The 25,732-nt window shown below is 66.1% G+C and carries 28 protein-coding genes, 1 tRNA gene and 1 riboswitch; of the genes, 9 read left to right on the plus strand and 20 right to left on the minus strand.

Annotated features, from left to right (window positions below; genetic code table 11):
* Positions 1-256: 256 nt before the first annotated feature.
* The 3 genes from lysA to argH all read right to left on the minus strand — a co-directional run bounded on the left by lysA (position 257) and on the right by argH (position 3,274).
* On the minus strand, positions 257-1,522 hold the full coding sequence (gene lysA / locus HNR60_RS00085) for a diaminopimelate decarboxylase (RefSeq protein ID WP_184252961.1): 1,266 nt from the start codon (positions 1,520-1,522) through the stop codon (positions 257-259).
* Between the two features lie 9 nt (positions 1,523-1,531).
* Positions 1,532-1,789 (minus strand): LPS translocon maturation chaperone LptM, encoded by a 258-nt coding sequence (lptM, locus tag HNR60_RS00090; RefSeq protein WP_184252963.1) that lies wholly within the window; start codon positions 1,787-1,789, stop codon positions 1,532-1,534.
* Positions 1,790-1,876: 87 nt separating this feature from the next.
* Entirely contained in the window at positions 1,877-3,274 is a 1,398-nt protein-coding gene (gene argH, locus HNR60_RS00095) for an argininosuccinate lyase (RefSeq protein ID WP_184253627.1), read from the minus strand.
* A gap of 102 nt (positions 3,275-3,376) precedes the next feature.
* On the opposite strand from argH, the gene tlpA reads away from it, so the two are divergent.
* Complete coding sequence (gene tlpA, locus HNR60_RS00100; protein WP_184252965.1) at positions 3,377-4,048, plus strand: thiol:disulfide interchange protein TlpA; 672 nt, start codon at positions 3,377-3,379, stop codon at positions 4,046-4,048.
* 3 nt (positions 4,049-4,051) lie between these two features.
* On the opposite strand, the gene HNR60_RS00105 is transcribed toward tlpA, so the two are convergent.
* The 6 genes from HNR60_RS00105 to HNR60_RS00130 form a co-directional block, all read right to left on the minus strand.
* Entirely contained in the window at positions 4,052-4,252 is a 201-nt protein-coding gene (locus HNR60_RS00105) for a putative motility protein (RefSeq protein ID WP_184252967.1), read from the minus strand.
* Positions 4,253-4,386: 134 nt separating this feature from the next.
* Positions 4,387-5,268, minus strand: coding sequence for a 3-hydroxybutyryl-CoA dehydrogenase (locus HNR60_RS00110; protein ID WP_184252968.1), 882 nt, complete (start codon positions 5,266-5,268; stop codon positions 4,387-4,389).
* Positions 5,269-5,442: 174 nt separating this feature from the next.
* A complete protein-coding gene (locus tag HNR60_RS00115; RefSeq protein WP_184252970.1) occupies positions 5,443-6,396 on the minus strand; it encodes an electron transfer flavoprotein subunit alpha/FixB family protein in 954 nt (317 codons plus the stop codon).
* Positions 6,396-7,145 carry an electron transfer flavoprotein subunit beta/FixA family protein gene (locus tag HNR60_RS00120; protein WP_184252972.1) on the minus strand — a complete coding sequence of 250 codons (750 nt, stop codon included), beginning with the start codon at positions 7,143-7,145 and terminating at the stop codon, positions 6,396-6,398. Before HNR60_RS00120 ends, HNR60_RS00115 begins: the two co-directional genes overlap by 1 nt.
* 108 nt (positions 7,146-7,253) lie before the next feature.
* Positions 7,254-7,826: a cob(I)yrinic acid a,c-diamide adenosyltransferase gene (locus HNR60_RS00125; protein ID WP_184252975.1), complete on the minus strand. Its 573-nt coding sequence runs from the start codon at positions 7,824-7,826 to the stop codon at positions 7,254-7,256.
* Positions 7,827-7,859: 33 nt separating this feature from the next.
* Positions 7,860-8,054: a twin transmembrane helix small protein gene (locus HNR60_RS00130; RefSeq protein WP_184252977.1), complete on the minus strand. Its 195-nt coding sequence runs from the start codon at positions 8,052-8,054 to the stop codon at positions 7,860-7,862.
* Between the two features lie 152 nt (positions 8,055-8,206).
* Here HNR60_RS00130 and HNR60_RS00135 point away from each other — a divergent pair, with 152 nt between their 5' ends.
* Entirely contained in the window at positions 8,207-9,100 is an 894-nt protein-coding gene (locus HNR60_RS00135; RefSeq protein ID WP_184252979.1) for a YhjD/YihY/BrkB family envelope integrity protein, read from the plus strand.
* Here the strand turns inward: HNR60_RS00135 and HNR60_RS00140 are convergent.
* Positions 9,027-10,286 carry an ATP-binding protein gene (locus tag HNR60_RS00140; RefSeq protein WP_184252982.1) on the minus strand — a complete coding sequence of 420 codons (1,260 nt, stop codon included), beginning with the start codon at positions 10,284-10,286 and terminating at the stop codon, positions 9,027-9,029. The two genes, HNR60_RS00135 and HNR60_RS00140, sit on opposite strands and share 74 nt — an antisense overlap.
* 87 nt (positions 10,287-10,373) lie before the next feature.
* Entirely contained in the window at positions 10,374-11,252 is an 879-nt protein-coding gene (gene gluQRS / locus HNR60_RS00145) for a tRNA glutamyl-Q(34) synthetase GluQRS (protein WP_184252984.1), read from the minus strand.
* A gap of 36 nt (positions 11,253-11,288) precedes the next feature.
* Here gluQRS and HNR60_RS00150 point away from each other — a divergent pair, with 36 nt between their 5' ends.
* Positions 11,289-11,951 carry a DNA-3-methyladenine glycosylase family protein gene (locus tag HNR60_RS00150; RefSeq protein ID WP_184252986.1) on the plus strand — a complete coding sequence of 221 codons (663 nt, stop codon included), beginning with the start codon at positions 11,289-11,291 and terminating at the stop codon, positions 11,949-11,951.
* A 99-nt stretch (positions 11,952-12,050) separates the two neighbouring features.
* Here the strand turns inward: HNR60_RS00150 and HNR60_RS00155 are convergent, their stop codons facing one another.
* The 3 genes from HNR60_RS00155 to HNR60_RS00165 all read right to left on the minus strand — a co-directional run bounded on the left by HNR60_RS00155 (position 12,051) and on the right by HNR60_RS00165 (position 16,205).
* On the minus strand, positions 12,051-13,217 hold the full coding sequence (locus tag HNR60_RS00155) for a type I restriction endonuclease (protein WP_184252988.1): 1,167 nt from the start codon (positions 13,215-13,217) through the stop codon (positions 12,051-12,053).
* 299 nt (positions 13,218-13,516) lie between these two features.
* Positions 13,517-14,512 (minus strand): glycosyltransferase family 9 protein, encoded by a 996-nt coding sequence (locus HNR60_RS00160; RefSeq protein ID WP_184252990.1) that lies wholly within the window; start codon positions 14,510-14,512, stop codon positions 13,517-13,519.
* Between the two features lie 76 nt (positions 14,513-14,588).
* Positions 14,589-16,205, minus strand: a complete 1,617-nt coding sequence (locus HNR60_RS00165; protein WP_184252992.1) for an alpha-amylase family glycosyl hydrolase — start codon at positions 16,203-16,205, stop codon at positions 14,589-14,591.
* Between the two features lie 409 nt (positions 16,206-16,614).
* On the opposite strand from HNR60_RS00165, the gene HNR60_RS00170 reads away from it, so the two are divergent.
* Positions 16,615-17,211: a hypothetical protein gene (locus HNR60_RS00170; protein ID WP_184252994.1), complete on the plus strand. Its 597-nt coding sequence runs from the start codon at positions 16,615-16,617 to the stop codon at positions 17,209-17,211.
* A gap of 316 nt (positions 17,212-17,527) precedes the next feature.
* On the opposite strand, the gene HNR60_RS00175 is transcribed toward HNR60_RS00170, so the two are convergent.
* Together HNR60_RS00175 and HNR60_RS00180 are read right to left on the minus strand one after the other, a co-directional pair.
* A complete protein-coding gene (locus HNR60_RS00175) occupies positions 17,528-18,583 on the minus strand; it encodes an NAD(P)-dependent alcohol dehydrogenase (protein WP_210313141.1) in 1,056 nt (351 codons plus the stop codon).
* Between the two features lie 53 nt (positions 18,584-18,636).
* Complete coding sequence (locus HNR60_RS00180) at positions 18,637-19,632, minus strand: aldo/keto reductase (RefSeq protein ID WP_184252996.1); 996 nt, start codon at positions 19,630-19,632, stop codon at positions 18,637-18,639.
* 123 nt (positions 19,633-19,755) lie between these two features.
* On the opposite strand from HNR60_RS00180, the gene HNR60_RS00185 reads away from it, so the two are divergent.
* Positions 19,756-20,649 (plus strand): LysR family transcriptional regulator, encoded by an 894-nt coding sequence (locus HNR60_RS00185; protein WP_184252997.1) that lies wholly within the window; start codon positions 19,756-19,758, stop codon positions 20,647-20,649.
* Positions 20,650-20,723: 74 nt separating this feature from the next.
* On the opposite strand, the gene HNR60_RS00190 is transcribed toward HNR60_RS00185, so the two are convergent.
* The 3 genes from HNR60_RS00190 to HNR60_RS00200 form a co-directional block, all read right to left on the minus strand.
* Positions 20,724-20,797, minus strand: a tRNA-Gly gene (locus HNR60_RS00190).
* Positions 20,798-20,943: 146 nt separating this feature from the next.
* Positions 20,944-21,216: a type II toxin-antitoxin system RelE/ParE family toxin gene (locus HNR60_RS00195; protein WP_184252999.1), complete on the minus strand. Its 273-nt coding sequence runs from the start codon at positions 21,214-21,216 to the stop codon at positions 20,944-20,946.
* Positions 21,213-21,527: a hypothetical protein gene (locus HNR60_RS00200; RefSeq protein WP_184253001.1), complete on the minus strand. Its 315-nt coding sequence runs from the start codon at positions 21,525-21,527 to the stop codon at positions 21,213-21,215. Before HNR60_RS00200 ends, HNR60_RS00195 begins: the two co-directional genes overlap by 4 nt.
* A 64-nt stretch (positions 21,528-21,591) precedes the next feature.
* Between HNR60_RS00200 and HNR60_RS00205 the strand changes: the two genes are divergently transcribed.
* The 4 genes from HNR60_RS00205 to HNR60_RS00220 all read left to right on the plus strand — a co-directional run bounded on the left by HNR60_RS00205 (position 21,592) and on the right by HNR60_RS00220 (position 24,368).
* A complete protein-coding gene (locus HNR60_RS00205) occupies positions 21,592-22,167 on the plus strand; it encodes a methylated-DNA--[protein]-cysteine S-methyltransferase (RefSeq protein WP_184253003.1) in 576 nt (191 codons plus the stop codon).
* A gap of 99 nt (positions 22,168-22,266) precedes the next feature.
* Positions 22,267-23,613, plus strand: coding sequence for a PQQ-dependent sugar dehydrogenase (locus HNR60_RS00210; RefSeq protein WP_184253005.1), 1,347 nt, complete (start codon positions 22,267-22,269; stop codon positions 23,611-23,613).
* Positions 23,614-23,694: 81 nt separating this feature from the next.
* Entirely contained in the window at positions 23,695-23,958 is a 264-nt protein-coding gene (locus HNR60_RS00215) for a DUF433 domain-containing protein (RefSeq protein ID WP_184253007.1), read from the plus strand.
* Positions 23,955-24,368 (plus strand): DUF5615 family PIN-like protein, encoded by a 414-nt coding sequence (locus HNR60_RS00220; RefSeq protein WP_184253009.1) that lies wholly within the window; start codon positions 23,955-23,957, stop codon positions 24,366-24,368. The genes HNR60_RS00215 and HNR60_RS00220 overlap by 4 nt, the downstream gene beginning before the upstream one ends.
* 13 nt (positions 24,369-24,381) lie before the next feature.
* Here HNR60_RS00220 and HNR60_RS00225 read toward each other — a convergent pair whose 3' ends face one another.
* Positions 24,382-25,488: a 2'-deoxycytidine 5'-triphosphate deaminase gene (locus HNR60_RS00225; protein ID WP_184253631.1), complete on the minus strand. Its 1,107-nt coding sequence runs from the start codon at positions 25,486-25,488 to the stop codon at positions 24,382-24,384.
* A 110-nt stretch (positions 25,489-25,598) separates the two neighbouring features.
* Positions 25,599-25,678, plus strand: a riboswitch (SAM riboswitch).
* Positions 25,679-25,732 lie beyond the last annotated feature (54 nt).

Here is a 25,732-nt window from a genome sequence, read left to right on the forward strand (position 1 = left end):
CGGCAACCAACACGATAGCGTGACGCCGCAAGCCCACAGGCGCAGCGCGGAACAGCGCCGGTAAGGTTGATTGGTTAGGTTAAGCGGCGGATTGCGTTGCGGGGCACCCGCGCTTTGCTAGCGTAGCTTCATCGCGCAGTTGGACGGCGAAGCCGCCCTTCCCGTCCAAGATTTCAATGGCGCGATCGGGACCGCCGGTTGTTTCGTTGCGTCTGGCGGTCCCACTTCGCTTTCGTGCGCGGCGCGCCCGTTGAGCTCACAGCCACGGCGCCGGCTGGTCCAGCGCGATCAGTTGCTCGACCTCGAGCCGCGGGCGCACCACGGCGTACTGATCGTCCTTGACCAGCACCTCCGGCACCAGCGCGCGGGTGTTGTAGGTGCCGGCCTGCACCGCCCCATAGGCGCCCGCGGTCATGATCGCGACGAGGTCGCCGGGTTTCGGCTCCGGCATGGAGCGCGCCAGCGCCAGATAGTCGCCGCTCTCGCACACCGGCCCGACCACGTCGGCAACGATCTCGCGCGATCCCGGCGCCGCCTGCTGCACCGGCAGAATGTCGTGATAGGCCTCGTACAGCGTCGGCCGGATCAAATCGTTCATCGCCGCGTCGATGATGACGAAATTCTTGGCGTCGCCGCGCTTCACGTAGGTCACCCGCGCCACCAGAATGCCGGCATTGCCGACGATCAGCCGGCCGGGCTCGAACATCAGCGTGCAGCCGAGATTGTGCGTCACCCGCTTGACCATGGCCGCGTAGGCCTGCGGCTCCGGCGGTAAGCCTGGCTCTTCGAAATAGGGAATGCCGAGGCCGCCGCCGAAATCGACATGGGAAATCGTGTGGCCGTCGCCGCGCAGCACGGTGACGAAATCCGCCAGCAGCCGGAACGCGACTTCCAGCGGCGCCAGATCGGTGATCTGGCTGCCGATATGCATGTCGACGCCGGTGACCTTGATGCCCGGCAGTTGCGCGGCGCGGCCATAGACCGCGCGGGCGCGGCTGATCGGAATGCCGAATTTGTTTTCGGATTTGCCGGTGGAGATTTTGGCGTGACTTCCTGAGTCCACATCCGGATTGACCCGGACCGAGATCCGCGCCGTGCGGCCCATCTCGCTGGCGATCCGCGACAGCAAGTCCAGCTCGGGCTCGGATTCCACGTTGATGCACAGGATGTCGTGCGCGAGCGCGGCGCGTAGCTCGGTCGCGGTCTTGCCGACACCGGAGAACAGGATTTTTTGCGGCGGAATGCCGGCGGCGATCGCGCGCTTCAACTCACCGCCGGAGACCACGTCGGCGCCGGCGCCGAGCTTGGCCAGGGTCCGCAGCACCGACTGGTTGGAATTCGCCTTCATGGCGTAGCACACCAGCGCATCGACGCCGGCGAAGGCCTCGCTGAACACCCGGTAGTGCCGCTCCAGCGTCGCGGTCGAGTAGCAATAGAACGGCGTGCCGACGGCCTCCGCCAGCGATGACAAATTCACCGCCTCGGCGTGCAGCACGCCGTTGCGATAGTCGAAGTGATGCATCGGGATGGCTCAGTCGTTGAGGAGCGGATCGAGGATGAACGGCTTCTTGCGCCCCTTGGAGGCGACCGGCGGCGCGCTCGAGCTCGGCGACTGGTCGAACAGCCCGCTTTGCGCGGCCGGATTGTTGTCGAGCGGCTCGGTCGGCAACACTTGCGCGGACGCGCCCGGGGGCAGATCCAGCCCGGATTTGCGACCGCAGCCCGCCAGCGTCAGGGCGGCAAGGGTCAGAGCAAGCACGGCCCAGGTCGGGCGGATCGAGCGGTTCACGGCGAAGTCCCCAATTGCGCGGGCACCATACAAAGATTGCCGCGCTCTGGCGAGAGGCCGAACGGGAGCAATTTCGCAAGACCCGGTTCAGCCTGAATTCTGTTCTTTTTCCAACCGCTTGAGCCAGGCCTTGGCCTGCGCGCGGACGTTCTTCGGCGCGGTGCCGCCATAGCTGACGCGGCTTTTCACCGACGATTCGACGCTCAGCACCGACAGCGCCTGCTGGGTGATGCGCGGCTCGATCGCCTGCATCTCGGCCAGCGGCAATTCGTGCAGCGGCAGGTTTTGCGTGGACGCCGCGGCGACGATCCGCCCGGTGACGTGGTGGGCGTCGCGGAACGGCATCTTCAATTCGCGCACCAGCCAATCGGCGAGATCGGTGGCGGTGGCGTAGCCCTCACCGGCGGCGGCCTTCATCCGCGCCTCGTCCGGCACCAGGTCGCTGACCATGCCGCTCATCGCCCGGATCGCCAGCGACAGCGCGGCAAAGGCTTCCATCGCGCCCTGCTTGTCTTCCTGCATGTCCTTTTGATAGGCCAGCGGCAGGCCCTTCATCACGATCAACAGCCCGGTCAGCGCGCCGATCACCCGGCCGGTCTTGGCGCGGGCGAGTTCGGCGGCGTCCGGATTGCGCTTCTGCGGCATGATCGAGGAGCCGGTGGTGAACTTGTCGGAGAGCCGCACCATGCCGACCAGCGGCGAGGTCCACAGCACGATCTCCTCGGCGAAGCGCGACAGATGCACCGCGGCGATCGAGGCCGCCGCCAGCGTTTCCAGCACGAAATCGCGATCCGACACCGCATCCAGCGAATTCGCCATCGGCCGCTCGAAGCCGAGCGCCTTTGCGGTGGCGTCGCGGTCGATCGGAAACGAGGTGCCGGCCAAAGCTGCTGCGCCGAGCGGGCTTTCGTTGAGCCGCTTGCGGGCGTCGCGGAACCGGCCGCGGTCGCGCGCCGCCATTTCGACGTAAGCCATCAGGTGATGCCCGAAGGTCACCGGCTGCGCGGTCTGCAGATGGGTGAAGCCGGGCATCACGGTATCGGCGTGCTGCAGCGCCCGCTCCGCCAGCGCGTGCTGATAGCCGGCCAGCGCGGCGTCGATGCCGTCGATGGTGTCGCGCACGAACAGCCGGAAGTCGGTCGCCACCTGATCGTTGCGCGAGCGCGCGGTGTGCAGCCGCCCCGCGGCCGGGCCGATCAGCTCGCTGAGCCGGCTTTCCACGTTCATGTGGATGTCTTCCAGCGCGCGCTTGAAGTCGAACGATCCGGCGACGATCTCTGACAAGATCGTGTCTAGACCCTTGGCGATATTTTTCGCATCTTTCGCCGCGATGATGCCTTGCGCGGCCAGCATGGCGGCGTGCGCCTTCGAGGCGGCGATGTCCTGGGCATAGAGGTGGCGATCGACATCGATCGAGACGTTGATCTCTTCCATGATCGCGTCGGGGCGCTCGCTGAACCGGCCGCCCCACATCTTGTTACTCATGTCTTTCGCCACGATCATGTCCTGTTGCGTGTCTTGTTGTATGCCTGAACCCGTCACCCGCCGCATCCCGCCGGCGCCTGCGTCCCGGAATATCGATCTCCCATGACCGACGACAATCAGCCATCCGCCGCGCCGCGCCGCGCATCCCGCCGCGTCCCGATCATCCTCGCCGCGATCCTGCTTGGCGCGGTGCTGGGATTTGCCGGGGTATACGGGATCGGCGCCATGAAGCGCAATGCGCCGGGCGATCCGGCGTGCCGCCCGGCGGTCGATCTGGCGCAGAAACTCGCGCCCTTGGCGAAGGGCGAGGTCGCGGCGCTGACCATGGCGACGGCGCCGCTGCGGCTGCCGCAACTGGCGTTCTCAGACGCCGCAGGGCAGCCGAAGACGCTGGCGGACTGGCGCGGCAAGACGGTGCTGGTCAACCTGTGGGCGACCTGGTGCGTGCCGTGTCGCAAGGAAATGCCGGCGCTGGACAATCTGCAGGGCAAGCTCGGCAACGACAAATTCGAAGTGGTGGCGATCAACATCGACACCCGCGACCCCGACAAGCCGAAGAATTTCCTGAAAGACGGCGGGCTCACCAAACTCGGCTATTTCGCCGATCCGAACGCAAAAGTGTTCCAGGATCTCAAGGCGGTCGGCCGCGCGCTGGGGATGCCGACCTCGGTGCTGGTCGACGGCGCCGGCTGCGAGATCGCCACTATCGCCGGCCCGGCCGAATGGGACAGCGACGACGCGCTGAAGCTGATCAACGCGGCGACGGCGCCGTAAAATTCAGGCCGAGATGTCGAGATTGCCGCCGATGCCGGAGGCGACATTGGCGAGCGAATCGGCGCTCTGCTGGGCGGCGCCGAGCAGCGTCGACACCGCGAATTTCTCCGCGTCGGCGTTGGTTTTCATGATGCTGGCGGCCACCTGCATCTGCACCTGGCCAGCCTTTGCGCCGAGCGCGGCGCTGATCAAACTCATGTCCATCGACTGATACTCCGAGCCGGCAGTCTAGCCGGGCGGGGTTAACGATCCCTCTGCGGGATTCACCCACGGAGCCATAATTCGGCCTGCAAGACGAAGCTAAATCTATGATAATTATAGCGATTCCGGTCCGCGCCTCAGCGCGTGGGCACCGGCTTGTCGCCGCGATAATCGTAGAAGCCGCGGCTGGTTTTGCGGCCGAGCCAGCCGGCCTCGACGTATTTCACCAGCAGCGGGCACGGCCGGTACTTCGAGTCGGCGAGGCCTTCGTGCAGCACCTGCATGATCGACAGGCAGGTGTCGAGACCGATGAAATCGGCGAGCTCGAGCGGCCCCATCGGGTGATGCGCGCCGAGCTTCATCGCAGCGTCGATCGCCTCGACGTTGCCGACGCCTTCATACAGCGTGTAGATCGCCTCGTTGATCATCGGCAGCAGGATGCGGTTGACGATGAAGGCCGGGAAATCCTCCGACACCGCGATCTGCTTGCCGAGCTTGGCGACGAAGGTCTTGGCGGCCTCGAAGGTCGCGTCGTCGGTGGCGATGCCGCGGATCAGCTCGACCAGCTCCATCAGCGGCACCGGATTCATGAAGTGAATGCCGATGAAGCGCTCCGGGCGGTCGGTGGAGGCGGCGAGCCTTGTGATCGAGATCGACGAGGTGTTGGAGGCGACGATCGCCTCCGGCTTCAGCACCGCGCACAGATCGTGGAAGATCTTGCGCTTGACTTCTTCCTTCTCGACCGCGGTTTCGATCACCAGATCGCAATCGGCCAGGCCCTCGAGCCGGTCGGCGCCGGTGATTCGCGAAAGCGCCTGCTTGCGGGCCTCCTCGGTGATGATCTTCTTGGCCACCTGCCGCGACAGGTTGCCGTTGATGGTGGCCATCGCCGATTTGGTGCGATCGGCGGAAATGTCGTTCAGCACGACGTCGAATCCGCCCAATGCCGCGACATGGGCGATGCCGTTGCCCATCTGGCCCGAGCCGATGACGCCGACTTTCTTGATTGCTACCGCCATATTGTCATCTCACCGGAGGGCCGTGCCGCGGCTCGCGACATCGCATCCTCGCACAGATCCAAGTCGGTGTCCGTCGCGCCGCCAAGCCGGGGTCACGGCGGCGGCGCGCGAAGCACCTTCAAACAAAACCAGCGCGTCGTCCATCGGCGATGGGCCGACGCGCTGGCCTCAACGTCACTTTCCGAGCTTGCCGAGCGCCTCGGTCAGTTCGGGGACCGCCTGATAGAGGTCGGCGACCAGACCATAGTCGGCGACCTGGAAGATCGGCGCATCCTCGTCCTTGTTGATCGCCACGATCACCTTGGAATCCTTCATCCCGGCGAGATGCTGGATCGCCCCGGAAATGCCGATCGCGACGTAGAGCTCCGGCGCCACCACCTTGCCGGTCTGGCCGACCTGCCAATCGTTGGGGGCGTAGCCGGCATCGACCGCGGCGCGCGAGGCGCCGACGCCGGCGCCGAGCTTGTCGGCCAACGGCTCGATATATTTGGTGAAGTTCTCCCGGCTCTGCATCGCGCGGCCGCCGGAGACGATGATCTTGGCCGAGGTCAGTTCGGGGCGGTCGCTTTTCGCGACCTCCTCGCCGACGAAGCTCGACACCGCGGGATCGCCCGCCGCCGCCACGCTCTCGATCGCCGCACTGCCGCCCTCGCCGGGCGCAGCCGCAAAAGTCGAGGTGCGCACCGTGATGACCTTCTTGGCGTCCTTCGACTTCACGGTCTGGATCGCATTGCCGGCATAGATCGGCCGCTCATAGGTATCGGGCGCAATCACCTTGATGATTTCCGACACCTGCATGACGTCGAGCAGGGCTGCGACGCGCGGCATCACGTTCTTGAACCGCGAGGTCGCCGGCGCCACCAAGGCGTCGTAGTTCGGCGCCAGCGCGACGAGCAGCGCGGCCAAGGGCTCCGCCAGATCATGGGCATAGAGCGCGTCGTCGGCGACCAGCACTTTGGTCACGCCGGCGAGCATGCTGGCTGCTTCCGCCGCGGCCTTGGTGCCCTCGCCGCCGCCGGCCACCAGGACGTGAACCTCGGCGCCGAGCTGGCTCGCCGCGGTCAGCGCCTTGTTGGTGGAGTCCTTGAGGATGGCGTGGTCGTGTTCGGCAATCAGCAGCGTCGTCATCAGATCACCCCGGCTTCATTCTTGAGTTTCGACACCAGCTCGGCGACGTCCTTGACCTTGACGCCGGCCTTGCGGCCGCCGGGTTCGACGGTCTTGAGAATCTCCAGATGCGGGGTGAGGTCGACGCCGTATTGCTCGGCGGTCGCTTCTGCGATCGGCTTCTTCTTCGCCTTCATGATGTTGGGCAGGCTGGCATAGCGCGGTTCGTTCAACCGCAGGTCGGTGGTGACGATCGCCGGGCCCTTCAGCTTGACGATCTGCGAGCCGCCGTCGACCTCGCGGGCGACCTGGAAATCGGTGCCGTCGACCTCGAGCTTGGAGGCGAAGGTGGCCTGCGACCAGCCGAGCAGCGCGGCCAGCATCTGGCCGGTCTGGTTGGAGTCGTCGTCGATCGCCTGCTTGCCGAGGATCACCAGGCCGGGCTTCTCCTCGTCGACGATGCCCTTGAGGATCTTGGCGACCGCCAGCGGCTCGACGTTGCCCTCGACCTTGACCAGGATGCCGCGATCGGCGCCCATCGCGAGGCCGGTGCGGATGGTTTCGGAGGCCTGGGCCGGGCCGATCGATACCACCACCACCTCGGTTGCCTTGCCGGCTTCCTTCAGGCGCAGCGCTTCCTCGACCGCGATTTCGTCAAACGGATTCATCGACATCTTGACGTTGCCGAGTTCAACGCCCGAGCCGTCGCTCTTGACCCGGATCTTGACGTTGTAATCGACGACCCGCTTAACCGGCACCAGAACCTTCATCGATCCTCTTTCGTGTTAAGTTAAGTTTGAATCTCGTGGCCGCGGAACCTAAAGCGCCCGCTATCAGCGGTCAACGCGGCAAAGCCAAAAAGTCGGGTCGGGGAAAGATCAGCGGTTTTGCCCCGGCACCCAAAGTACGTCGCCGGCGCCGTTGTCGTTGGCGGTGCGGCTGGCGACGAACAGGAAGTCCGATAAGCGGTTGATATAGTGGATCGCGGCCGGACTGAGCGTCTCATCAGGGCGCGCTGCCAGTTCCACCATGGCGCGTTCCGCCCTGCGGCATATCGTGCGGGCGACATGCAGGTGCGCCGCGGCGGGCGAGCCGCCCGGCAGCACGAAGGAATTCAACGGCGCCAGCGACGCATTGAGATCATCGATCTCGCGCTCCAGCCGTTCGACCTGGGTTTCCAGCACGCGCAGCCGTTCGGCGCTACCCTGGCGCTGCGGCACCGCGAGGTCGGCGCCGAGATCGAACAGATCGTTCTGGATCCGCCCCAGCATGGCGTCGACCGCGGGCGCGCCCGCCAGATGCAGCCGCACCACGCCGATTGCGGCGTTGGTCTCGTCCACGGTTCCATAGGCGCAGATCCGCAGATCGTATTTCGGCCTGCGCTCGCCATTGGCCAGCGCCGTGGTGCCGTCGTCACCGCTGCGGGTATAGATCCGGTTGAGCACTACCATGGCCGTCCCTTGTTGCTTCGCCTCAGGTTCCGCTTAGCGTCCCAACGCCCAGACCGCCAGCATGGTGATCACGATCGCGACAAACTGCAGCAGAACCCGCCATCGCATCAGCGTCTGCGAGCGGTTGGGCGAGCCGCCCCGCATCATATTGACGAGGCCAAGCAGCAGAACGATCGCCACGGCGCCGACTGCGACGGGAAGGAGAATCGTGCTCAGGAACGTTGCCATGGGGTCTCATAACACCACAGAGCCCACTGAGCCAATGCCGACCTCGTGCACCGAGGCGCCGGGGCTCTGGTCTACTTTGCTCGGTCTGCTTCCCTCTTGGCGTCGGATGATAGTATTGTGCGGCCTCAACCCGCTTCAGACCCAGGTGAATCGTGAGGCAATTGCGCTACGCCTATCTGGTCGGGATGGACGCCTTCTACACGTTCCTTGCCGATGACGGCTGGGCGATCGCCAGCCATATCGCGCTGTCGAGCCTGATGGCGCTATTCCCGTTCCTCATCGTGCTGACCTCGCTGGCGGGGTTTTTCGGATCCAAGGGGCTGGCCGACCAGGCCGCGGAACTGATGCTGCAGGTGTGGCCGATCCAGGTCGCCGACGCGCTGTCCAGCGAAATTCACGACGTACTGACCACGACGCGCGGCGACGCGTTGACCATCGGCCTGTTGCTGGCGATCTACTTCGCCTCCAACGGCGTCGAGAGCCTGCGGGTGGCGCTGAACCGCGCCTATGCGGTGATCGAACCGCGGAGCTGGTACTGGCTGCGGCTGGAATCGATCGGCTACACGCTGGTTGCCGCCTTCACCGCGCTGGCGATGGCGTTCCTGATCGTGCTCGGACCGCTGCTGTTGGCGACGGCGCGATACTTTCTGCCGTTGGTGGTCGACGACAATGTGCCGCTGCTCAACGTCGCGCGCTACGGCATCACCATCATCGCGCTGGTGGCCGCGCTGTTCATCCTGCACGCCAGGCTGCCGGCCGGGCGGCGCACGCTGGTGCAGATCTTCCCGGGAATCATCTTCACGCTGGTGGCGTCGCTCGCCTCCAGCATCGTGTTCGGGATGTATCTGGCGCGCTTTGCCGGCAACTACGTGTCGATGTATGCCGGGCTCGCCTCGGTGATCATCGCGTTGGTGTTTCTGTATTTCATCGCCGCGATCTTCGTGTTCGGCGGCGAACTCAACGCCGCGATCATCAAGTCGCGACTGCCTCACGGCGTGTCGCTTCAAGCAGCGCAGTCGCTAGCCCCCGAGGAGACACCGGTTTGAGCAGGAACGCGTCGGCGCCAGCGGCGCGCGAGGCGATCTCGTCGTCGTCGCGGCCGGACACCCCGATGATGGCGATGCGGCCCACGGAGCCTGGCAGCGCGCGGATCTGACGGATCGCCTCGATGCCGCTGATGCCGGGCAGCACCATGTCCATCAGCACCGCGTCGAACTGACCATCGGCGACGCGGCTCGCCGCGAGCTCGCCGCGGCCGACGAATTCGGTGCGATGGCCGAGTTCGGTGAGCACCGCGTTGAGCACCACGCGGCCGAACGGATTGTCCTCGACGCTGAGAATATGCAGCGGCTCCCCGCGATCCTCCGGGCTCTCGCCATCTGCGACGCCACCGGGCGTGATCGACGGCGCACCGCTGGCACGGGTCAGCGCCACCGTCAGCGTGAACGTGGTGCCGCCGCCGGGGCGTTGCGCCACCGCGATGTCGCCGCCCATCGCCCGCGCGATCTGCCGCACCGACGACAGCCCGAGCCCGGCGCCGCCGAACCGCGTCGCGATAGTGACGTTGGCCTGCGAGAACGGCCGGAACAGCCGCTTGATCTCGGTGAGCGACAGCCCGATGCCGCTGTCCGACACCGCGAACACGATGCCGACCTTGCCGCGGGTCGCGCGCGTGGTCGACACCTTGATGGCGACCGAGCCCTGCTCGGTGAACTTCACCGCGTTGTCGACCAGGTTTTCCAGCGCGGCGCGTAGCCGGACCGCGTCGCCGACCACGAAGGAGGGAAGCTTTTCGCTGATCTTGGCCGTCGCCTGCAGGCCCTTGGCGGCGGCGCGACCGGCCAGCGAGTCGGCGGCGTTGCGCGCCAGCGCGCGCAGATCGAAGAAGTCCTCGCGCACGCCGAGGCCGGAGGCGCTGGAGCGCGCGGCGTCGACGAACAGCGTGGCGAGGCCTGCGAGATGCTCGGCGCCGGCCTTGATGGTGTCGACCCAGCGGCGTTCGCGGGCGTCGAGATCGGAGGTGGCGAGCAGGTCGCTGACCGCCAGAATGCCGGTCAGCGGGGTGCGGACTTCGTGCGCAAACGCCGCCAGCGCCAATTCGACGATGCCCGGATCGGGGCGCGGCGCGGCGCGGCGCTTCGGCGACTTCGCCGCGGGTTTGCGCACGCGCTTGTTCGCCGTCCGCTTCACCAGCGTCCGCCCGCTTCGCAGCTGGCGCGATGTTACTGCCATCAATCCCCCGACCGCCCCGCGCGCACCATGCCACGACACGAGGGTTGAAGTCACGAAGCCAGCAGGTTTTTCGGCTTGCGGCAAACTTCAGGCAGACGGCGGCAGCCCCAATTGGCGCCGGATCGCCTGCGGCGTGACCCCGCTACCTCGCAACTCGGCCAACGAGGTTGCGCGATTCGACTTCGACAACTTGCGTCCGGCCGCGTCCACGATCAGCCGGTGATGCCGGTAGGAGGGCCGCGGCAGACCGAGCAACTGCTGCAGCAGCCGGTGCACGCTGGTGGCGAAGAACAGGTCGCGGCCGCGCACCACCTCGGTGACGCCCTGCAGCGCGTCGTCGAGCACCACCGCGAGGTGATAGCTGGTCGGCGTGTCCTTGCGCGCCAGCACGACGTCGCCCCAGGCCTGCGGGCGGGCCGGCACGGAGCCGGTCTCGCCGTCGGGGCCTGCGCCGTGTTCGATGAAGCTCAGATCGCCGGCCCGGGCGACCGCAGCCTGCATGTCGAGCCGCAACGCATAGGGCGCGCCGGAGCCGATCAAGCGCGCGCGCTCGGCGGCCGACAGCGCCTTGGCGTCGCCCGGATAGAGCGGCGCGCCGTCGGGGTCGCGCGGCCATGGCCCGGAGCGCTCGCGCTCGACCACCAGCCGCAAGATCTCGCTGCGGCTCTCGAACGCCGGATACAGCAGCCCCATCTCGGAGAGCCGGGTCACCGCCTGGCGATAGAGCTCGAAATGCTCGGACTGCCGCCGCACCTCGCCGTCCCAGCAAACGCCGAGCCAGCCGAGGTCGCCGCGGATCGCGGTCTCGAACGCCGGCCGGCAGCGCGTCGCGTCGATGTCCTCGATCCGCAGCAGCATCTGCCCGCCGGCGGCTCGCGCCAGGTCGAAATTCAGCAACGCCGAAAAGGCGTGGCCGAGATGCAAGAGGCCGTTGGGCGACGGCGCGAAACGGAAAACGGGTGGCATTGATCTCTTTCCGCGGACATGATGGTTTAATCCGCGATGACCGTTCACCTCAACAGCCAGGCCGACCTCGACGCCGCCATCAAGGCGCTGGTCAAGCAGGACCCGCGGCTGAAGCCGGTGTTGAAGCGGGCCGGGATGCCGGCGCTGCGGCGGCGCGAGCCGGGCTTCGCCGGCTTGGCGGCGATCGTCTGCGGCCAGCAATTGTCGGTGGCCTCGGCGGCGGCGATCTGGACGCGGGTGTCGGCGGCGTTCGATCCGTTCCACCACGACGCGCTGCGCCGCGCCCGCGCCGACCGGCTCGGCCGGCTCGGGCTGTCGGTGGCCAAGATCAAGACGCTGAAGAATTTGGCGCGCGAGCTCGCCGCCGCGCGGCTCGACCTCGACGCGCTGGCCGATCAGGACGCCGACGCCGCGCACGCCCGGTTGATCGCGCTGCACGGCATCGGGCCGTGGACCGCCGACATCTATCTGCTGTTTTGTCTGGGCCATGGCGACGCCTGGCCGGCCGGCGACCTCGCACTGCAGGAGGCGATGCGGGTCGGGCTCGGGCTTGCGACGCGGCCGACGCCGAAGCAGATGGCGCCTTTGGCCGAGCCCTGGCGTCCGCTGCGCGGCGCCGCCGCGCATCTGTGGTGGGCGTACTACCACGTGCTCAAGCAGCGCGAAGGCGTGATCGGGAAGGCTGCCGGCACAGCTTGAAGCGCAAAATTACTCCCAGATGCGGCTGGCTCCCGGGCGCGGTGCAGCGTTCTTCACGCCGCTCCGCAAACCCGGTGACGCGGCGCGATGCAGAACTCTTCAACGTGGATTCATGACGATGACCGTTGACGTCGGTGCATCGGGCTGCGGCGCGGCCTCACCAATAACTCGCTTCTTGAAGACCTGAAGCAGTGGTCCATCGAGTATCGAGCCGGCGAGCTTATCAGTTGCAACTGATTCCGGATTATCAGCGAATACAAAGCAATACTTCGGCCCCCTAGCCCCGCCTTCAAAAAAGTCGAAGAGGCGTCCGCGGCGTTCGCGACCAAAGAAGACGACCAATTTGCCCTTATAATTGCTGAACTCAATCTTCTGCGCGGCATCGAAAAGCAGCTCGTCTTCCGCCAAATAGGAGAGCCGACGCTTCACGAAGGCGAGCACCTCCAGCTCTGTATCGGACGGCAAAACAACGCCCGATTCCTTCGCGCTCTCAGGGGCCGCAGTTGCTTCCGCCGGCACCAAAGCCGCCGGTGGCGTCGCCTTGGTCAATTCCAGGCGCTGCAGGATCTTCACGTTAACAAATTCGCGAAATGCCGTCCCGACCAGGTCCTGATATTCAGGCAACGACTTATCGCGCACGTGTTGAATATTGACGGCTTTCAGCAGCATTCGCGTAAATGACTCACTCGGCCGCTCCGCGAGCAGCGTGATCTCCTGCAAGAATTTCTGGAATACGAGCTTGCGCTTGGCCTCTGCGCCGATGTTCTCGGGATTAAACTGCCCCTTCTGGAGTGACTTCAACCCATCGGCGACGCTTTCATCCAGTCTGCCGTTTGCGATGTCGCGAAGGTTGACGGTGAGGAAGGCCTTTTCATCCATCATGTTGGGTTCGTCAGAATCTGCATAGAACTCAAACACGACGCCATCGGTCAGAAGCCCCATTTTCACCGTTGGCGCCGCGTTGAAATAGCTGCGAAGCTGCCCGCGTTCGTCCTTCAGCGCCGCCCCGCAACACTTACACTCGATGGCGACGATCGGTAGATCGTTCTGCAGAATCGCGAAGTCGACTCGATTCTTGTACTTATCGGAAAAGTCCGCGGCGTGCTCGGGGCAGACTTCAAATGGGTTTTGGACGTCAAACCCAAGAAAACTGATGAAAGGAAGCACCAGAAACATCTTGGTGGATTCTTCGTTATTGCACCGCTCAGCAATTCCGACGTAGCGCTTTGCAAACGCAATCAACTTGTCACCGAACTCATCAGACATTGTACGTCTCCCCCACCATGAATGCCGCCGACACGGCAATCTATGGCGAATCACCGGCGTCGGCAACCATGGGTTGTTGCGTCATTAGTCAGATGCCGGCCTTGCTCGGGGAAAGCGCCCCGGACGCAGTGCATCGCGCCGCATTGGCGGCGTGATGCGCTGCAGAGCCGGGGCCGTTACGGATGCCGGCTTTGGAACGGTCCCGGCTCGCGTGGCAGCGTAAGCACGCTGCCCCGCGTCCGGGACACGGCGCGTAGTTTGCCGCACCTCTTCTGTTGTGACGAAGCGGCGCCCGCCGCTCAGCCCGGCGTCGACGCCGCCGGGCTGGCGAGCTGCGGCGCGATGGCGTCGAGCACCCGGGACGGCGAGGTGCGGGTCATGCCGTCGGGGGCGCAGCGGCCGTCGTCGGGCAGGATCGGGTGGATGAAGCGCGAGTAGTTCAGCACCGAGGTGGTGGCGAACAGGCCGTAGGCCGGCGTGCCGACCGCGGCGGCGACGTTGAGCGGCCCGGAATCCGGCCCGACATAGAGATCGGCGTGGCGGATCAGCGCCGCCGACTGCACGATCGACAGCGCGCAGGCATTGACCTCGGCGCCGCCGCCGGCGCCGATCAGTGCCTCGGCGCGCGCGGCATTGGCGGGACCGCCGACGAGAAACACCGTGCCGCGGCTGCGCGCGCGCAGGCCTTCGAGGAACGCGCTCCATTGCGCGTCCGACCAGTCGTGGTTCGGCCGCGAGGCGCCGATGCCGAGCACGGTCCACGGCCGCGGCCGATCGCCGTAACGCTGCAGCATGTCGGCCAGCAGCGAAGGCGGCAGCGTCAGGTTCGGCTCGGTGTCGGGCAAGGGCAGCGCCATCGCCGCCATCAGCGCCTTCAGCCATTCGATCGGGTGTTCGGGCCGGTAGCGCGCGTCGATGCCGGGGTTGGTGATGAACAGCTGCTGCTGGCCGAAGCCGAGCCCGATCCGGTTCGGAATGCCGGCGGCGAGGGCGGCGATCGCCGGCCGCACCGAGCGGTCGAGGATCCACAGCGCTTTGAAGCGCCGCGCCCGCAGCGTGCCTATTAGTCGAGCCAGATGCAGCCCGCGCGCGAACTCCGAGCCGCGATTTTCATAATAGATCGTCTCGGCGACGCAGGCTTCGCCGCTCAACAGATCGCGGGCGAAGCTGGAGGGCAGCGTCAGGAAGGTCACCGCGCGCTCGGGCGTCGACGCCGCGATGGCGCGGATGAACGGCAGATGCCACATCACGTCGCCGATGCCCTGCTTGGTCTGGATCACGGCGGTGGAGGTCATGGCGAAGGCCGGGCGTTGCGGATGTCCTTCTATAAGCCAAGTCCGGCCGCAGGCAATCGCGGCGCGTTGTCGTTGCCTACACGACGTCGTCCGGCGCCGGGCCGACGATCACGCCCTCATGGCCACGCAGGCTGAGTTCGCTACCGACCCGCTCGCCGCCGCGGTCCATCGCGGTCGACAGCAGGATCTCGCCGTCGAGCCCGATGGTTTCGGACACCACCGACACCGGCTCGGCGCCGAGATTGAGCGCGATCAGCACCGAGCCTTCGGCGTCGTGGCGGCGATACAGCAACAGGTCGCCGTCGGCGGCGAGCGGCGCGTAGTCGCCATGGGCGAGCTGCGGCAGCCGTTTGCGCAGCGCGATCAGCGCGCGATAGAGGTTCAGGATCGACTGCGCGTCGGGGTTGAGATTGGCGACGTTCTCCTGCGCGGAGTCGGCGGCGAGCGGCAGCCACGGCTCGGCCGACGAAAATCCCGCGTGCTCGGTCGCATCCCATTGCATCGGGGTGCGGCAACCGTCGCGGCCAACCCCGATGCCGGGCACGTTCTTCTCGAACGGATCGCGCACCTGATCGGGCGCGATCGGCACCTGCTGCATGCCGATTTCGTCGCCGTAATACATCGTCGGCGTGCCGCGCAGCGTCAGCAGCAGCATCGCGGCGACGCGGGCCTGCGCCGGACCGACCCGGCTGGCGACCCGCGGCCGGTCGTGATTGCCGAGCACCCAGTTCGGCCAGGCGCCCGGCGGCAGCGCCGCCTCGTAGCGCTCGATCAGCGCCGCCAGCGTGCGGGCGTGCCACGGCGCCGACAGCAGCGCGAAATTGAACGGCAGCTGCGCGCCGGCGAGACCTTCGCCGTAATACGCCACCAGCCGCTCGATCGGCAGATAGATCTCGCCGATCAGCACGCGGGCGTCGAATTCGTCGATCACCCGGCGCATCTCGGCCACCACTTGCAGCGTTTCCGGCCGGTCGGCGGAATACACCGGGTGCAGCGCGGCGTGCGGCGGCATCCCCGGCCTGAAGTCGGGGTTCGGCGGATTGTCGCGGAACTGGTCGTCCTTGATCAGGTGCCAGATCACGTCGACGCGGAAGCCGTCGACGCCCTTGCGCAGCCAAAACCGCATCACCTGATAGACCGCCGCGCGCACGTCGGGGTTGCGCCAGTTGAGGTCCGGCTGCTGTGCCAGGAAGGCGTGGTAGTGATATTGCTGCGTGCGCTCGTCGTACTGCCAGCCGGAGCCGCCGAATTCCGATAGCCAATTGTTCGGCGGGCCGCCATCCGGCGCCGGATCGCGCCACAGATACCAATCGCGTTTCGGGTTGTCGCGCGACGACCGGCTTTCGATAAACCACGGATGCTGATCCGAGGTGTGGTTCGGCACCAGGTCGAGGATGAGCTTCAGCCCGGCGCCATGCGCGGCGGCGACCAGCGCGTCGAAATCGTCCATGGTGCCGAACAGCGGATCGATGCCGACATAGTCGGCGATGTCGTAGCCGAAATCCGCCATCGGCGAGGGAAAGATCGGCGACAGCCAGATGGCGTCGACGCCGAGGTCGACCAGATAGGGCAGCCGGGCGATGATACCTTTGAGATCGCCGACGCCGTCGCCGTCGGCGTCCTGAAACGAGCGCGGATAGATCTGGTACAGCACGCCCAGGGCCCACCAGGACGTGATCGCAGGACTCGGCATCCTCAGCTTCCTCCCCGGAGATGACGTCGCAGGCGTGGTCCCGGTTCCAAGCCGGTTGGCTTGTTGGCACTCAGAACTCAGCACCGCGCCGTTCGGTCTCGACACGGCGGTGTAGCGGCGAGCCGTGACGGCCCGACAACCACGCGCGAGTTGGGCGGGAATTTCCGGATTTAACGGCGGCTTAAGGAAGAGGCGGTTACCGGAGGCGCGTCAAAGCCGACCCTTAAACGCAGATGGCGGTATCCAGTTCCCGAAAAGCCTTGCACTGCAATGACAAGCGCGTGAGGCTGGAACCGATCGCCACAGAACCGATTTACTCCCGCGAAACTTACTCTCGCGGCCAGCAGACACAACGAATTTCACATCGGGCCGATAACGTGCCCGCACCCAACCAAGGAGTGGAAGACTAATGGCGCAGATGATCAGGACGTTTGACAACCCCCGCACCGCTTCAGCGGTCGTCGCGCAGCTGAAGGCCGCCGATTACGATGACGTGGAGCTGGTGTCCGACGGCAAGGGCGGCAGCGTGGTGGCGGTCAGCGCGCCGTTCGGCCGCGGTGCCAAGGCGGAGCAGATCCTCAACAGCGCCGGGCCGAGCAAGGCGACCAACGGCAGCGGCAACGGCTATGCCCGCACCGGCAATGGTCACGCACATCCCGATACCGCCGCGCCGCTGTCGAGCGCGGTCGGCGCCCCGACGCTGACCTCGTCGTCGACCAGACTGACCGGCGCGCCGCGCATCACCGAATCCAAGACCACCGGGTCGTGGCTGGGTCTGCCGGAAATAATCAGCTCCGACAGCTTCTTCTCCGGCTTTCCGCTGCTGACCAGGAGCCAGCAGGCATTCTCGTCGCTGAGCCACAGCCAGAAGCCGTTCTCCTCGCTGACCGAGAGCCAGGCGCCGTTCTCCTCGCTGTCGGAAAACCAGCGCGGCTCGGCCTCGCTGATCAACGACCCGGCGCCGTTCTCCTCGATGCTCGGCCTGCCGGTGCTGCTGCGCGGCTAAGCGGGACCCTCGCCTCGCGCGTGCCGAGGCGAACTCAGCGGACGACGTCACAAAACGCCGGGGGGGATTCCCCCGGCGTTTTGCGGTGTGGGCTCGCTCGATTGGTTTTCGATGCGCGTCACAATTCACAGCCGGTCATTCCGGGGCGCGAGCACTTGCGAGCGAACCCGGAATCTTGCTGCAGAGACAAAGCCGCGATGAAGCGTCCGCGGCTGTTGCGAGATTCCGGGTTCGCGCGAGCTATCGCTCTCGCGCCCCGGAATGACGCTTGGTGTTTGCTGATGGCTCTATCAGCAGACGCCGCGTGCGGTCACGATCAGCCCGCGTCCTTCAGCGACGCCATGTCGATGACGAAGCGGTAGTGCACGTCGTTCTTCAGCAGCCGCTCGTAGGCCTTGTTGATGTCCTGGATGCGGATCATTTCGACGTCGGAGACGATGCCGTGTTCGGCGCAGAAATCGATCATCTCCTGGGTCTCCGGCATGCCGCCGATCCCCGAACCGGCGAGGCTGCGGCGGCCGTGGATCAGGTTGCCGCCGAGCACCGGATCGAGCGGCGTCAACGCGCCGACCAGCACCATGGCGCCGTCGAGCTTCAGCAATTCCAGATACGGATTGACGTCGTGGCCGACCGGGATGGTGTTGAGCAGGAAGTCGAACGAGCCCTTGGCTTTGGCCATCGCATCGAGATCCTTCGACACCAGCACCTCGTCGGCGCCGAGCCGGATCGCGTCCTTGCCCTTTCCCGGCGAGGTGGTGACCATCACCACATGGGCGCCGAACGCCTTGGCGAACTTCACGCCCATATGGCCGAGGCCGCCGAGCCCGATCACGCCGACCTTCTGGCCGGGACCGACCTTCCAGTGCCGCAGCGGCGAATAGGTGGTGATGCCGGCGCAGAGCAACGGCGCCACCGCCTTGAGATCCATGGTGGGCGGGATCTTCACCACGAAGCGCTCGTCGGAAACGATCGCTTCCGAATAGCCGCCGAAGGTGAGCTGCTGCGAGCCGCGCTCATGGGCGTTGTAGGTCCAGGTGGCGCCCTCGACGCAATATTGCTCGAGCCCGGCCTCGCACGGCGCGCAATGCCGGCAGGAATCCACCATGCAGCCGACGCCGGCGAGATCGCCGATCTTCAGCCGTTTGACGTGGGCGCCGACGGCTTTGACGCGGCCGACGATCTCGTGGCCGGGCACCATCGGGTACAGCGAGTTGCCCCAGTCGTTGCGGGCCTGGTGCAGGTCGGAGTGGCAGACGCCGCAATACAGAATGTCGATCTGCACGTCGTGCGGACCGGGATCGCGGCGGTCGAGGCTGAACGGCGCGATCGGCGAAGCCGCGCTCTGCGCGGCATAGGCTTTGACGTGAATCATGTTTGACTTTCCAAGAAATCTTGCAGGGGGACTTGCGGGGCGAACCGGCCGCGTCAGCGGCCGGTCAGAACTTCCATCTGTTCGGGATAGCGCTCGCCCTGCACGGTGATGTGCGAGGCCGCGCTGTCGATCTCGCGCAGATCGTCGGCGGTCAGTTCGATTGCGACCGCGCCGAGGTTTTCGTCCAGTCGGTTGAGTTTGGTCGTGCCGGGGATCGGCACGATCCACGGCTGCTGCGCCAACAGCCAGGCCAGCGCGATCTGTGCCGGCGTCGCCTGCTTGCGCGCGGCGATGCGGCCCAAGAGATCGACCAGCGCCTGGTTGGCCGCGCGAGCTTCCGGGGTAAAACGCGGCAACGAGGCGCGGAAGTCGCTGCTGTCGAAACTGGTCGAGGCGTCGATCGCCCCGGTGAGGAAGCCGCGGCCGAGCGGGCTATACGGCACGAGGCCAATGCCGAGCTCCGCGAGCAGCGGCAGCGTTTCGGCTTCCAGGCCGCGCCACCACAGCGAATATTCGCTTTGCAGCGCGGTGACGGGCTGCACCGCATGCGCCCGCCGGATGGTCTGCGCGCCGGCTTCGGACAGCCCGAAATGCTTGACCTTGCCTTCCGCGATCAGATCCTTCACCGCGCCGGCGACGTCCTCGATCGGCACCTCGGGATCGACGCGGTGCTGATAGAACAGGTCGATGCGGTCGGTGTTCAGCCGCTTCAGCGAGGCCTCGGCGACCTCCTTGATGTGCTGCGGCCGGCTGTCGAGCCCGGTCCAGCGCTCGCGGCCGGTGGGATCGAGCTTGAAGCCGAATTTGCTGGCGATCACCACGCGGTCGCGCAGCGGCGCCAAGGCTTCGCCGAGCAGCGCTTCGTTAGTGAATGGGCCATAGACCTCGGCGGTGTCGAACAACGTGACGCCGCGCTCCACCGCCGCGCGCAGCAGCGCGATCATCTCGGCCTTGTCCTTCGGCGGGCCATAGGAAAAGCTCATCCCCATGCAGCCGAGCCCCAACGCCGAGACCTCAAGGCCGCTGTTGCCGAGTTTGCGTGTCTGCATTGTCGTCTCCTGTCGCTTCGATGGCGCGCCGCGGCAGCCTCGCCGGCGGCGTTGCGGGCAATCTAGCGCTTTGCCGCTGTGCGACTAGCCGCTATAATCGGCATGTGCTTATGAGGATATTTCATGAATAACCGGGCCTCGCTCGGCGACCTTGCGGCGTTCGTGGCGGTCGCCGAGGAGCGCAGCTTCACCCGCGCCGCCGCCACGCTCGGGGTGTCGCAATCGGCGCTGAGCCACACCATCCGCGAGCTGGAAGCCCGGCTCGGCATCCGGCTGTTGACCCGCACCACCCGCAGCGTGGCGCCGACCGAGGCCGGCGAACGGCTGCTGCGCACCGTGGCGCCAAGGCTGGCCGAGATCGACGCCGAACTCGCCGGCCTCAACGATCTGCGCGAGAAGCCCGCCGGCAGCATCCGCATCACCGCCGGCGAACACGCCGCCGAAACCGTGCTGTGGCCGGCGCTGGCGCGGCTGCTGAAGGATTACTCCGAGATCAAGGTGGAGATCTGCTCCGACAACACCTTCACCGACATCGTCGCCGAGCGCTTCGACGCTGGCGTCAGGTTCGGCGAACAGGTCTCCAAGGACATGATCGCACTGCGGATCGCCCCCGACATGCGGATGGCGGCGGTCGCAGCACCCGGCTATTTCGCGCAGCGGCCGAAGCCGAAGCGTCCGCAGGACCTCACCGCTCACGCCTGCATCAATATCCGGCTGCCGACCTATCACAGCCTCTATGCCTGGGAGTTCGAGAAGGCCGGCCGCGAGCTGAAGGTAAGGGTCGAAGGCCAATTGGTGTTCAACACTTTGCCGCTGGCGCTGCAGGCGGCGCTGGACGGCTTCGGCATCGCCTTTATGCCGGAGGATCTGGCAACGTCCCATCTCGCCGCGGGGCGGCTGGTCCGTGTGCTCGGGGACTGGTGCCCGCCGTTTCCGGGCTATCATCTGTATTACCCGAACCGGAAGCCGACCCCGGCCTTCGCCCTGCTGGTCGAGGCGCTGCGGTATAAGGGGTGAGCGAGGGACTTGCCACCACAGCCGCCAGACGACGCGATGCGCGATCTGGCGATGGCGTGGGTGATGCGGCGGGCTGGAGCGGGCGAAGGGAATCGAACCCTCGTATGCAGCTTGGGAAGCTGCCGTTCTACCATTGAACTACGCCCGCGAAATCAATGAGTTACCAGCATCCGTAACGAATGCCGGCGGCGCATCATCGATTGCGGGGCAACGATAGACAAAGCTGGCGGCGTTGGCAATTTCCGATGACGGCCATCCCCTTGTGCCAAATGTGCCAGTCGCGGGACGCTGCCATCACTCGCGCGCGACGTGATGGATATGCAAGATTTCAACCGCATCTGCGGTGACGCGATAGAAGACGTTGTAAGGATAGCGGATGAGAGGCGCCAGGCGCACGCCAGGATCGTCCGCCACGTGCTGAGCACTCTGCGGCCACTCGCCGATCCGAGCCAACACCGCCGTCAGCCGGGTTCGAAATGGCTCTGCCACAGTGGGGAAATTTTCGGCGATATGATCGAGAATCCGGTCGAGGTCGTCCAACGCGGCGGCGGTGAACACCACCCTCATGCCGGCCGACGCTTTTCCAGAACCCGCCGGACCTCGTCGTCGGAAGCGAACCGGCCAGCCCGGGCGTCGTTCAGGCCGCGGGCGATGCCGTCGCGCTCGGCCGCGGTCGGGTGGTAGGAACCTGCCGATAGCCCGGCGTCAATTTCCCTGGCGATCTGGGCGAGCTCCGCCTGAGCCGCCTCCGGCCAGGACTCAGCCCGCTGCATCATCTCTTGAAGCGCCTTGCTGCTCATGCTCGCAGAATAGCACGAGTTCAGCGCGGTTACAGCCGACCGGCTGGCTGCCGGGCTCAGCACACCCATCGTCAACATTTTCCCGACACTTTTCTGACAATTTTCCTGATGCGCCGACCGGGCCCCCTGCTATAGTCGTAGAATGGGTGGGCGGGCGTACACAGTTTTCGACACCGTGGTCGGGCGATGTGCCATCGCCTGGAGCGTGGCCGGCATTGTCGGCGTGCAGCTCGCCGACGCCCGCGAGATCGACACCCGCCGCCATCTGCTGCGACGCTTTCCCGACGCCCGCGACACCAAGCCCTCGGCGGAGATCGAAGCCGCGATCGACGGCCTCAAGGCGCTGTTGCGCGGCGAGCCGGTCGATCTGTCCGACCTGGCGCTCGATATGAGCGACGTCGCGCCGTTGCATCGCCGGATCTACGAGCTGGTGCGGACGATCCCGCGCGGCGAGACGCTGACCGTCGCCGAGATCGCGGCGAGGCTCGGCGCTTCCGGCGCGGTGCTGTCGGTCGGCCAGGCGCTTTCGAAAAATCCGTTCGCCCTGCTGGTGCCGTGCCACCGCGCGGTGCCGGCGCGCGGCGACACCGGCGGCGCGCCGGCCTGCGGCGGCATCGTCAGCCGCTACCGGCTGCTGTCGATCGAGGGCGCGCTGGCCGGCCGCGGCCCGACGCTGTTCGACGCACTATTGTTCGCGCCGCCGCGCGCGCCCGGATAGCTCATTCCCCTGCCGCAACTTGTCACAGCAAGTTCACGCCGTTGCGCTGAACATTCGTGGCGTTGCGGCATTTGTGTCGGCAACCCGAGGATCGCCCCGATGCATCGCAAGTATCTTGTCGCGAGCTGCCTTGCCGCACTGACGCTGCCGCTCGCCGCCTGCAATGAAAAGGCCACCGTCGCCGACGGACAGGATTTCGGCCCCTCGCCGACGCTGGTGCAGCCGAAGTCCTCGCTGATCCCCACCATCAACGTCGCCACCGTCAATCGCTGGCCCGACGGCGCCAAGCCGACGCCGGCCGCCGGCATGGCGGTCAACGCCTTCGCGACCGGGCTCGACCATCCGCGCCAGCTCTACGTGCTGCCCAACGGCGACGTGCTGGTGGCGGAGAGCAACGCGCCGCCGAAGCCGGAGGACGGCAAGGGCATCCGCGCCTGGGTGCAGCGGCTGTTCCAGAAGCGCGCCGGCGCGGCGACGCCGAGCGCCAACCGCATCACCCTGCTGCGCGATGCCGACGGTGACGGCACCGCCGAAACCCGCAGCGCGTTTCTGGAGGGGTTGAAGTCGCCGTTCGGCATGGTGCTGGTCGGCGACGAGCTTTATGTCGCCAACGCCGACGCGATGGTGAAATTCCCCTACCGCAGCGGCGATACCAAGATCACGGCGGCCGCGGTGAAGGTCGCGGACCTGCCCGGCGGGCCGATCAACCATCACTGGACCAAGGATCTCACCGCAAGCCCGGACGGGGCCAAGCTCTACGCCACCGTCGGCTCCAACAGCAATGTCGGCGAGAACGGCATCGCGGCCGAAAAAGACCGCGCCGGGATTCTGGAAATCGACCGGGCGAGCGGCGCCACGCGGGTGTTCGCCTCGGGCTTGCGCAACCCGAACAGCCCGTCCTGGCAGCCGCAAAGCGGCGCACTGTGGGTCGTCGTGAACGAACGCGACGAGATCGGCAGCGACCTCGTGCCGGACTACATGACCTCGGTGCAGGACGGCGGCTTCTACGGCTGGCCCCACAGTTACTACGGCCAGCATGTCGACGTCCGGGTCGAGCCGCAACGACCGGACCTGGTGGCCAAGGCGATCGTACCGGACTACGCGCTCGGCGCCCATACGGCGTCGCTGGGGCTGACCTTCAACACCGGCGAGCTGTTTCCGGAAGCCATGAAGGGCGGCGCCTTCATCGGCCAGCACGGCTCGTGGAATCGCAATCCATATAGCGGCTACAAGGTGATCTTCGTGCCGTTCAAGGACGGCAAGCCGTCGGGCAAGCCGCAGGACGTGCTGACCGGCTTCCTCAACGACCAGGACGAAGCCCAGGGCCGCCCGGTCGGCGTCAAGATCGACAAAACCGGCGCGCTGCTGGTCGCCGACGACGTCGGCAATGTGGTGTGGCGGGTGACGCCGGACACCGCCGCGAAGGCGGCGGAGGCGGGGCAGTAGGCTGCCATTCCCCGACCCCGGCAATTGATATAACGTGCGGGCTTGCCGGTCGCGCGTGCGGCCGCCTGCCGGAGCGAAATGATGAGCGTTTTGCGCCAAGCCCCGCCGATACAAGCTGAGGTGACGAGCGACCCGTCGATCATGAGCGGCGATCCGGTCGTCAAGGGCACGCGCGTGCCGGCCGAGACCATCGTCGCCTATCTGCGCGGCGGCCATAGCGCTCACGAGATTTTTGAAGATTATCCCAGCCTGCCAATCGACGGCATCGATGCAGTGATCCGCTGGGCCGAGGCGACCTACGGACCCGGCTGGAAATCCATCGTGCCGAACCCGGCTGCGCATTGAACGCGCGTTTTCTGATCGACGAATGCTTGAGCGTGGCGCTGGTCGCCGCTGCAAAGGCGCGCGGCTTCGAGGCCGACCACGTGACGCATATCGGGAAAGCCGGCTGGCAGGACTGGAATTTGGTGCGCTTTGCGGTCGCCCATAACTACGTCATGGTGACCAACAACCGCCGCGACTTCCTGAAACAATATGCCAAGCTGGAGATCCATGATGGCTTGGTGGTGTTGATTCCCCTGGCCAAGCGCGACGAGCAGATCAGATTGTTCGGCAAAGTGTTGGAGGTGTTCATCGCCAGAAACGCGGACTTGATCAACACGCTGATTGAAGTCGCGTCGGACGGCAGCGTCCATCTCCGCAGCTGGAACGCTGAGGGTCACGATATCGGCCATATCGCCAAGCCGCTCTGGTGATCGCTTTGCTGGCCTACGCCTTGAAATGCTTGCTCAGCTTCAAACTCTGGCCCTGATAGTTCGAGCCGATGCGCTGGCCGTACAGTGCGGCGGGGCGCGCCAGCATTTTCTCGTAGATCAGGCGGCCGACGATCTGGCCGTGCTCGAGGATGAACGGCACCTCGCGCGAGCGCACTTCCAGCACCGCGCGGGAGCCGAGCCCGCCGGCGCCCTCGTAGCCGAAGCCGGGATCGAAGAAGCCGGCGTAATGCACGCGGAATTCGCCGACCAAGGGATCGAACGGCACCATCTCGGCGGCGTAGTCCGGCGGCACCTGCACGGCTTCTTTCGAGGCGAGAATGTAAAACTCGCCGGGATCGAGGATCAGCGCGCCGTCGGGACGCGCCGCGATCGGCTCCCAGAACTCGCCGATCGGATAGCCGCCGCGGCGATCGATATCGACCACGCCGGTGTGGCGCTTGGCGCGATAGCCGACGAAGCCGTTGGCATTCTCGCCGGACAGATCGACGCTCACCGCCACGCCGCCCACGAGGTCGGCGTCGTCACAATCGACCAGCCGCTCGGTATCGTGCAGCGCCTGCAATTCGTCGGCATCGAGCACCGCCGCGCCGGTGCGGAAGCGCACCTGCGACAGCCGCGAGCCCTCGCGCAGCAGCACCGGAAAGGTCTTCGGACTGATTTCGGCGTAGAGCGGGCCGTGATAGCCGGCGCCGATCATGTCGAAGCGCCTGGTGCCGTCGGCGATCACCCGGGTGAACACGTCGAGCCGGCCGGTCGAGCTTTTCGGATTGGCGGCGGCGACGATGTTCTTCGGCAGCGCCAGGCTCTCCAACAGCGGCACGATATAGACGCAGTTGGTCTCCAGCACCGCGCCGTCGGAGAGGTCGATCTCGTGCAGCTTCAGCTCGTCGATCCGCTCGGCGACGGTGCAATCCGGCCCCGGCAGGAAGCTGGCGCGTACCCGATAGGCGATGTCGCCGAGCCGCAGGTCGAGGCTGGCGGGCTGGATCTGGCTTTCCACGAACGGATAGTCCGGCAGGATCAGCCCGGCATCGGCCATCGCCGCGATCATGCGGTCGGGCAGAATTCCGTTGGCGTCGGCTGGTAATGTAAATGGCACGGTGTCGATCCTTCGGATGGCAGCCATGCCCTCCTGGCGCTTAAATCACGCGCTTTTATCGGTTATCCGATGCCCGGCTTGACGGAAAGAGCGCTCAGGATTAAGAGCAAGACTTATCCCGTGGTGATTTGAGCCGGCCGGCTTGCAGCCACGTTAAATAAATCGCTAAACAGGCCGGGGACAGTGTGATCCCGGCCTGTGGAATTTTCCAGGCCGGTTTTTTTGTGCCCGCGGAGATGCGGTC

The organism is Rhodopseudomonas rhenobacensis (genome assembly GCF_014203125.1).
GTDB classification, from domain to species: Bacteria; Pseudomonadota; Alphaproteobacteria; order Rhizobiales; family Xanthobacteraceae; genus Rhodopseudomonas_A; species Rhodopseudomonas_A rhenobacensis.

Coding starts and splice junctions, on each gene's coding strand:
- lysA (WP_184252961.1), bottom strand. CDS start 1,522: ATGCATCACTTCGACTATCGCAACGGCGTGCTGCACGCCGAGGCGGTG.
- HNR60_RS00180 (WP_184252996.1), bottom strand. CDS start 19,632: ATGCAGACACGCAAACTCGGCAACAGCGGCCTTGAGGTCTCGGCGTTG.
- HNR60_RS00170 (WP_184252994.1), top strand. CDS start 16,615: ATGGCGCAGATGATCAGGACGTTTGACAACCCCCGCACCGCTTCAGCG.
- HNR60_RS00210 (WP_184253005.1), top strand. CDS start 22,267: ATGCATCGCAAGTATCTTGTCGCGAGCTGCCTTGCCGCACTGACGCTG.
- HNR60_RS00200 (WP_184253001.1), bottom strand. CDS start 21,527: ATGTTGACGATGGGTGTGCTGAGCCCGGCAGCCAGCCGGTCGGCTGTA.
- HNR60_RS00160 (WP_184252990.1), bottom strand. CDS start 14,512: ATGACCTCCACCGCCGTGATCCAGACCAAGCAGGGCATCGGCGACGTG.
- HNR60_RS00205 (WP_184253003.1), top strand. CDS start 21,592: ATGGGTGGGCGGGCGTACACAGTTTTCGACACCGTGGTCGGGCGATGT.
- HNR60_RS00110 (WP_184252968.1), bottom strand. CDS start 5,268: ATGGCGGTAGCAATCAAGAAAGTCGGCGTCATCGGCTCGGGCCAGATG.
- HNR60_RS00175 (WP_210313141.1), bottom strand. CDS start 18,583: ATGATTCACGTCAAAGCCTATGCCGCGCAGAGCGCGGCTTCGCCGATC.
- HNR60_RS00215 (WP_184253007.1), top strand. CDS start 23,695: ATGAGCGTTTTGCGCCAAGCCCCGCCGATACAAGCTGAGGTGACGAGC.
- tlpA (WP_184252965.1), top strand. CDS start 3,377: ATGACCGACGACAATCAGCCATCCGCCGCGCCGCGCCGCGCATCCCGC.
- HNR60_RS00130 (WP_184252977.1), bottom strand. CDS start 8,054: ATGGCAACGTTCCTGAGCACGATTCTCCTTCCCGTCGCAGTCGGCGCC.
- HNR60_RS00165 (WP_184252992.1), bottom strand. CDS start 16,205: ATGCCGAGTCCTGCGATCACGTCCTGGTGGGCCCTGGGCGTGCTGTAC.
- HNR60_RS00120 (WP_184252972.1), bottom strand. CDS start 7,145: ATGAAGGTTCTGGTGCCGGTTAAGCGGGTCGTCGATTACAACGTCAAG.
- HNR60_RS00105 (WP_184252967.1), bottom strand. CDS start 4,252: ATGGACATGAGTTTGATCAGCGCCGCGCTCGGCGCAAAGGCTGGCCAG.
- HNR60_RS00140 (WP_184252982.1), bottom strand. CDS start 10,286: ATGGCAGTAACATCGCGCCAGCTGCGAAGCGGGCGGACGCTGGTGAAG.
- gluQRS (WP_184252984.1), bottom strand. CDS start 11,252: ATGCCACCCGTTTTCCGTTTCGCGCCGTCGCCCAACGGCCTCTTGCAT.
- HNR60_RS00115 (WP_184252970.1), bottom strand. CDS start 6,396: ATGACGACGCTGCTGATTGCCGAACACGACCACGCCATCCTCAAGGAC.
- HNR60_RS00185 (WP_184252997.1), top strand. CDS start 19,756: ATGAATAACCGGGCCTCGCTCGGCGACCTTGCGGCGTTCGTGGCGGTC.
- argH (WP_184253627.1), bottom strand. CDS start 3,274: ATGAGTAACAAGATGTGGGGCGGCCGGTTCAGCGAGCGCCCCGACGCG.
- HNR60_RS00155 (WP_184252988.1), bottom strand. CDS start 13,217: ATGTCTGATGAGTTCGGTGACAAGTTGATTGCGTTTGCAAAGCGCTAC.
- HNR60_RS00150 (WP_184252986.1), top strand. CDS start 11,289: ATGACCGTTCACCTCAACAGCCAGGCCGACCTCGACGCCGCCATCAAG.
- HNR60_RS00125 (WP_184252975.1), bottom strand. CDS start 7,826: ATGGTAGTGCTCAACCGGATCTATACCCGCAGCGGTGACGACGGCACC.
- HNR60_RS00195 (WP_184252999.1), bottom strand. CDS start 21,216: ATGAGGGTGGTGTTCACCGCCGCCGCGTTGGACGACCTCGACCGGATT.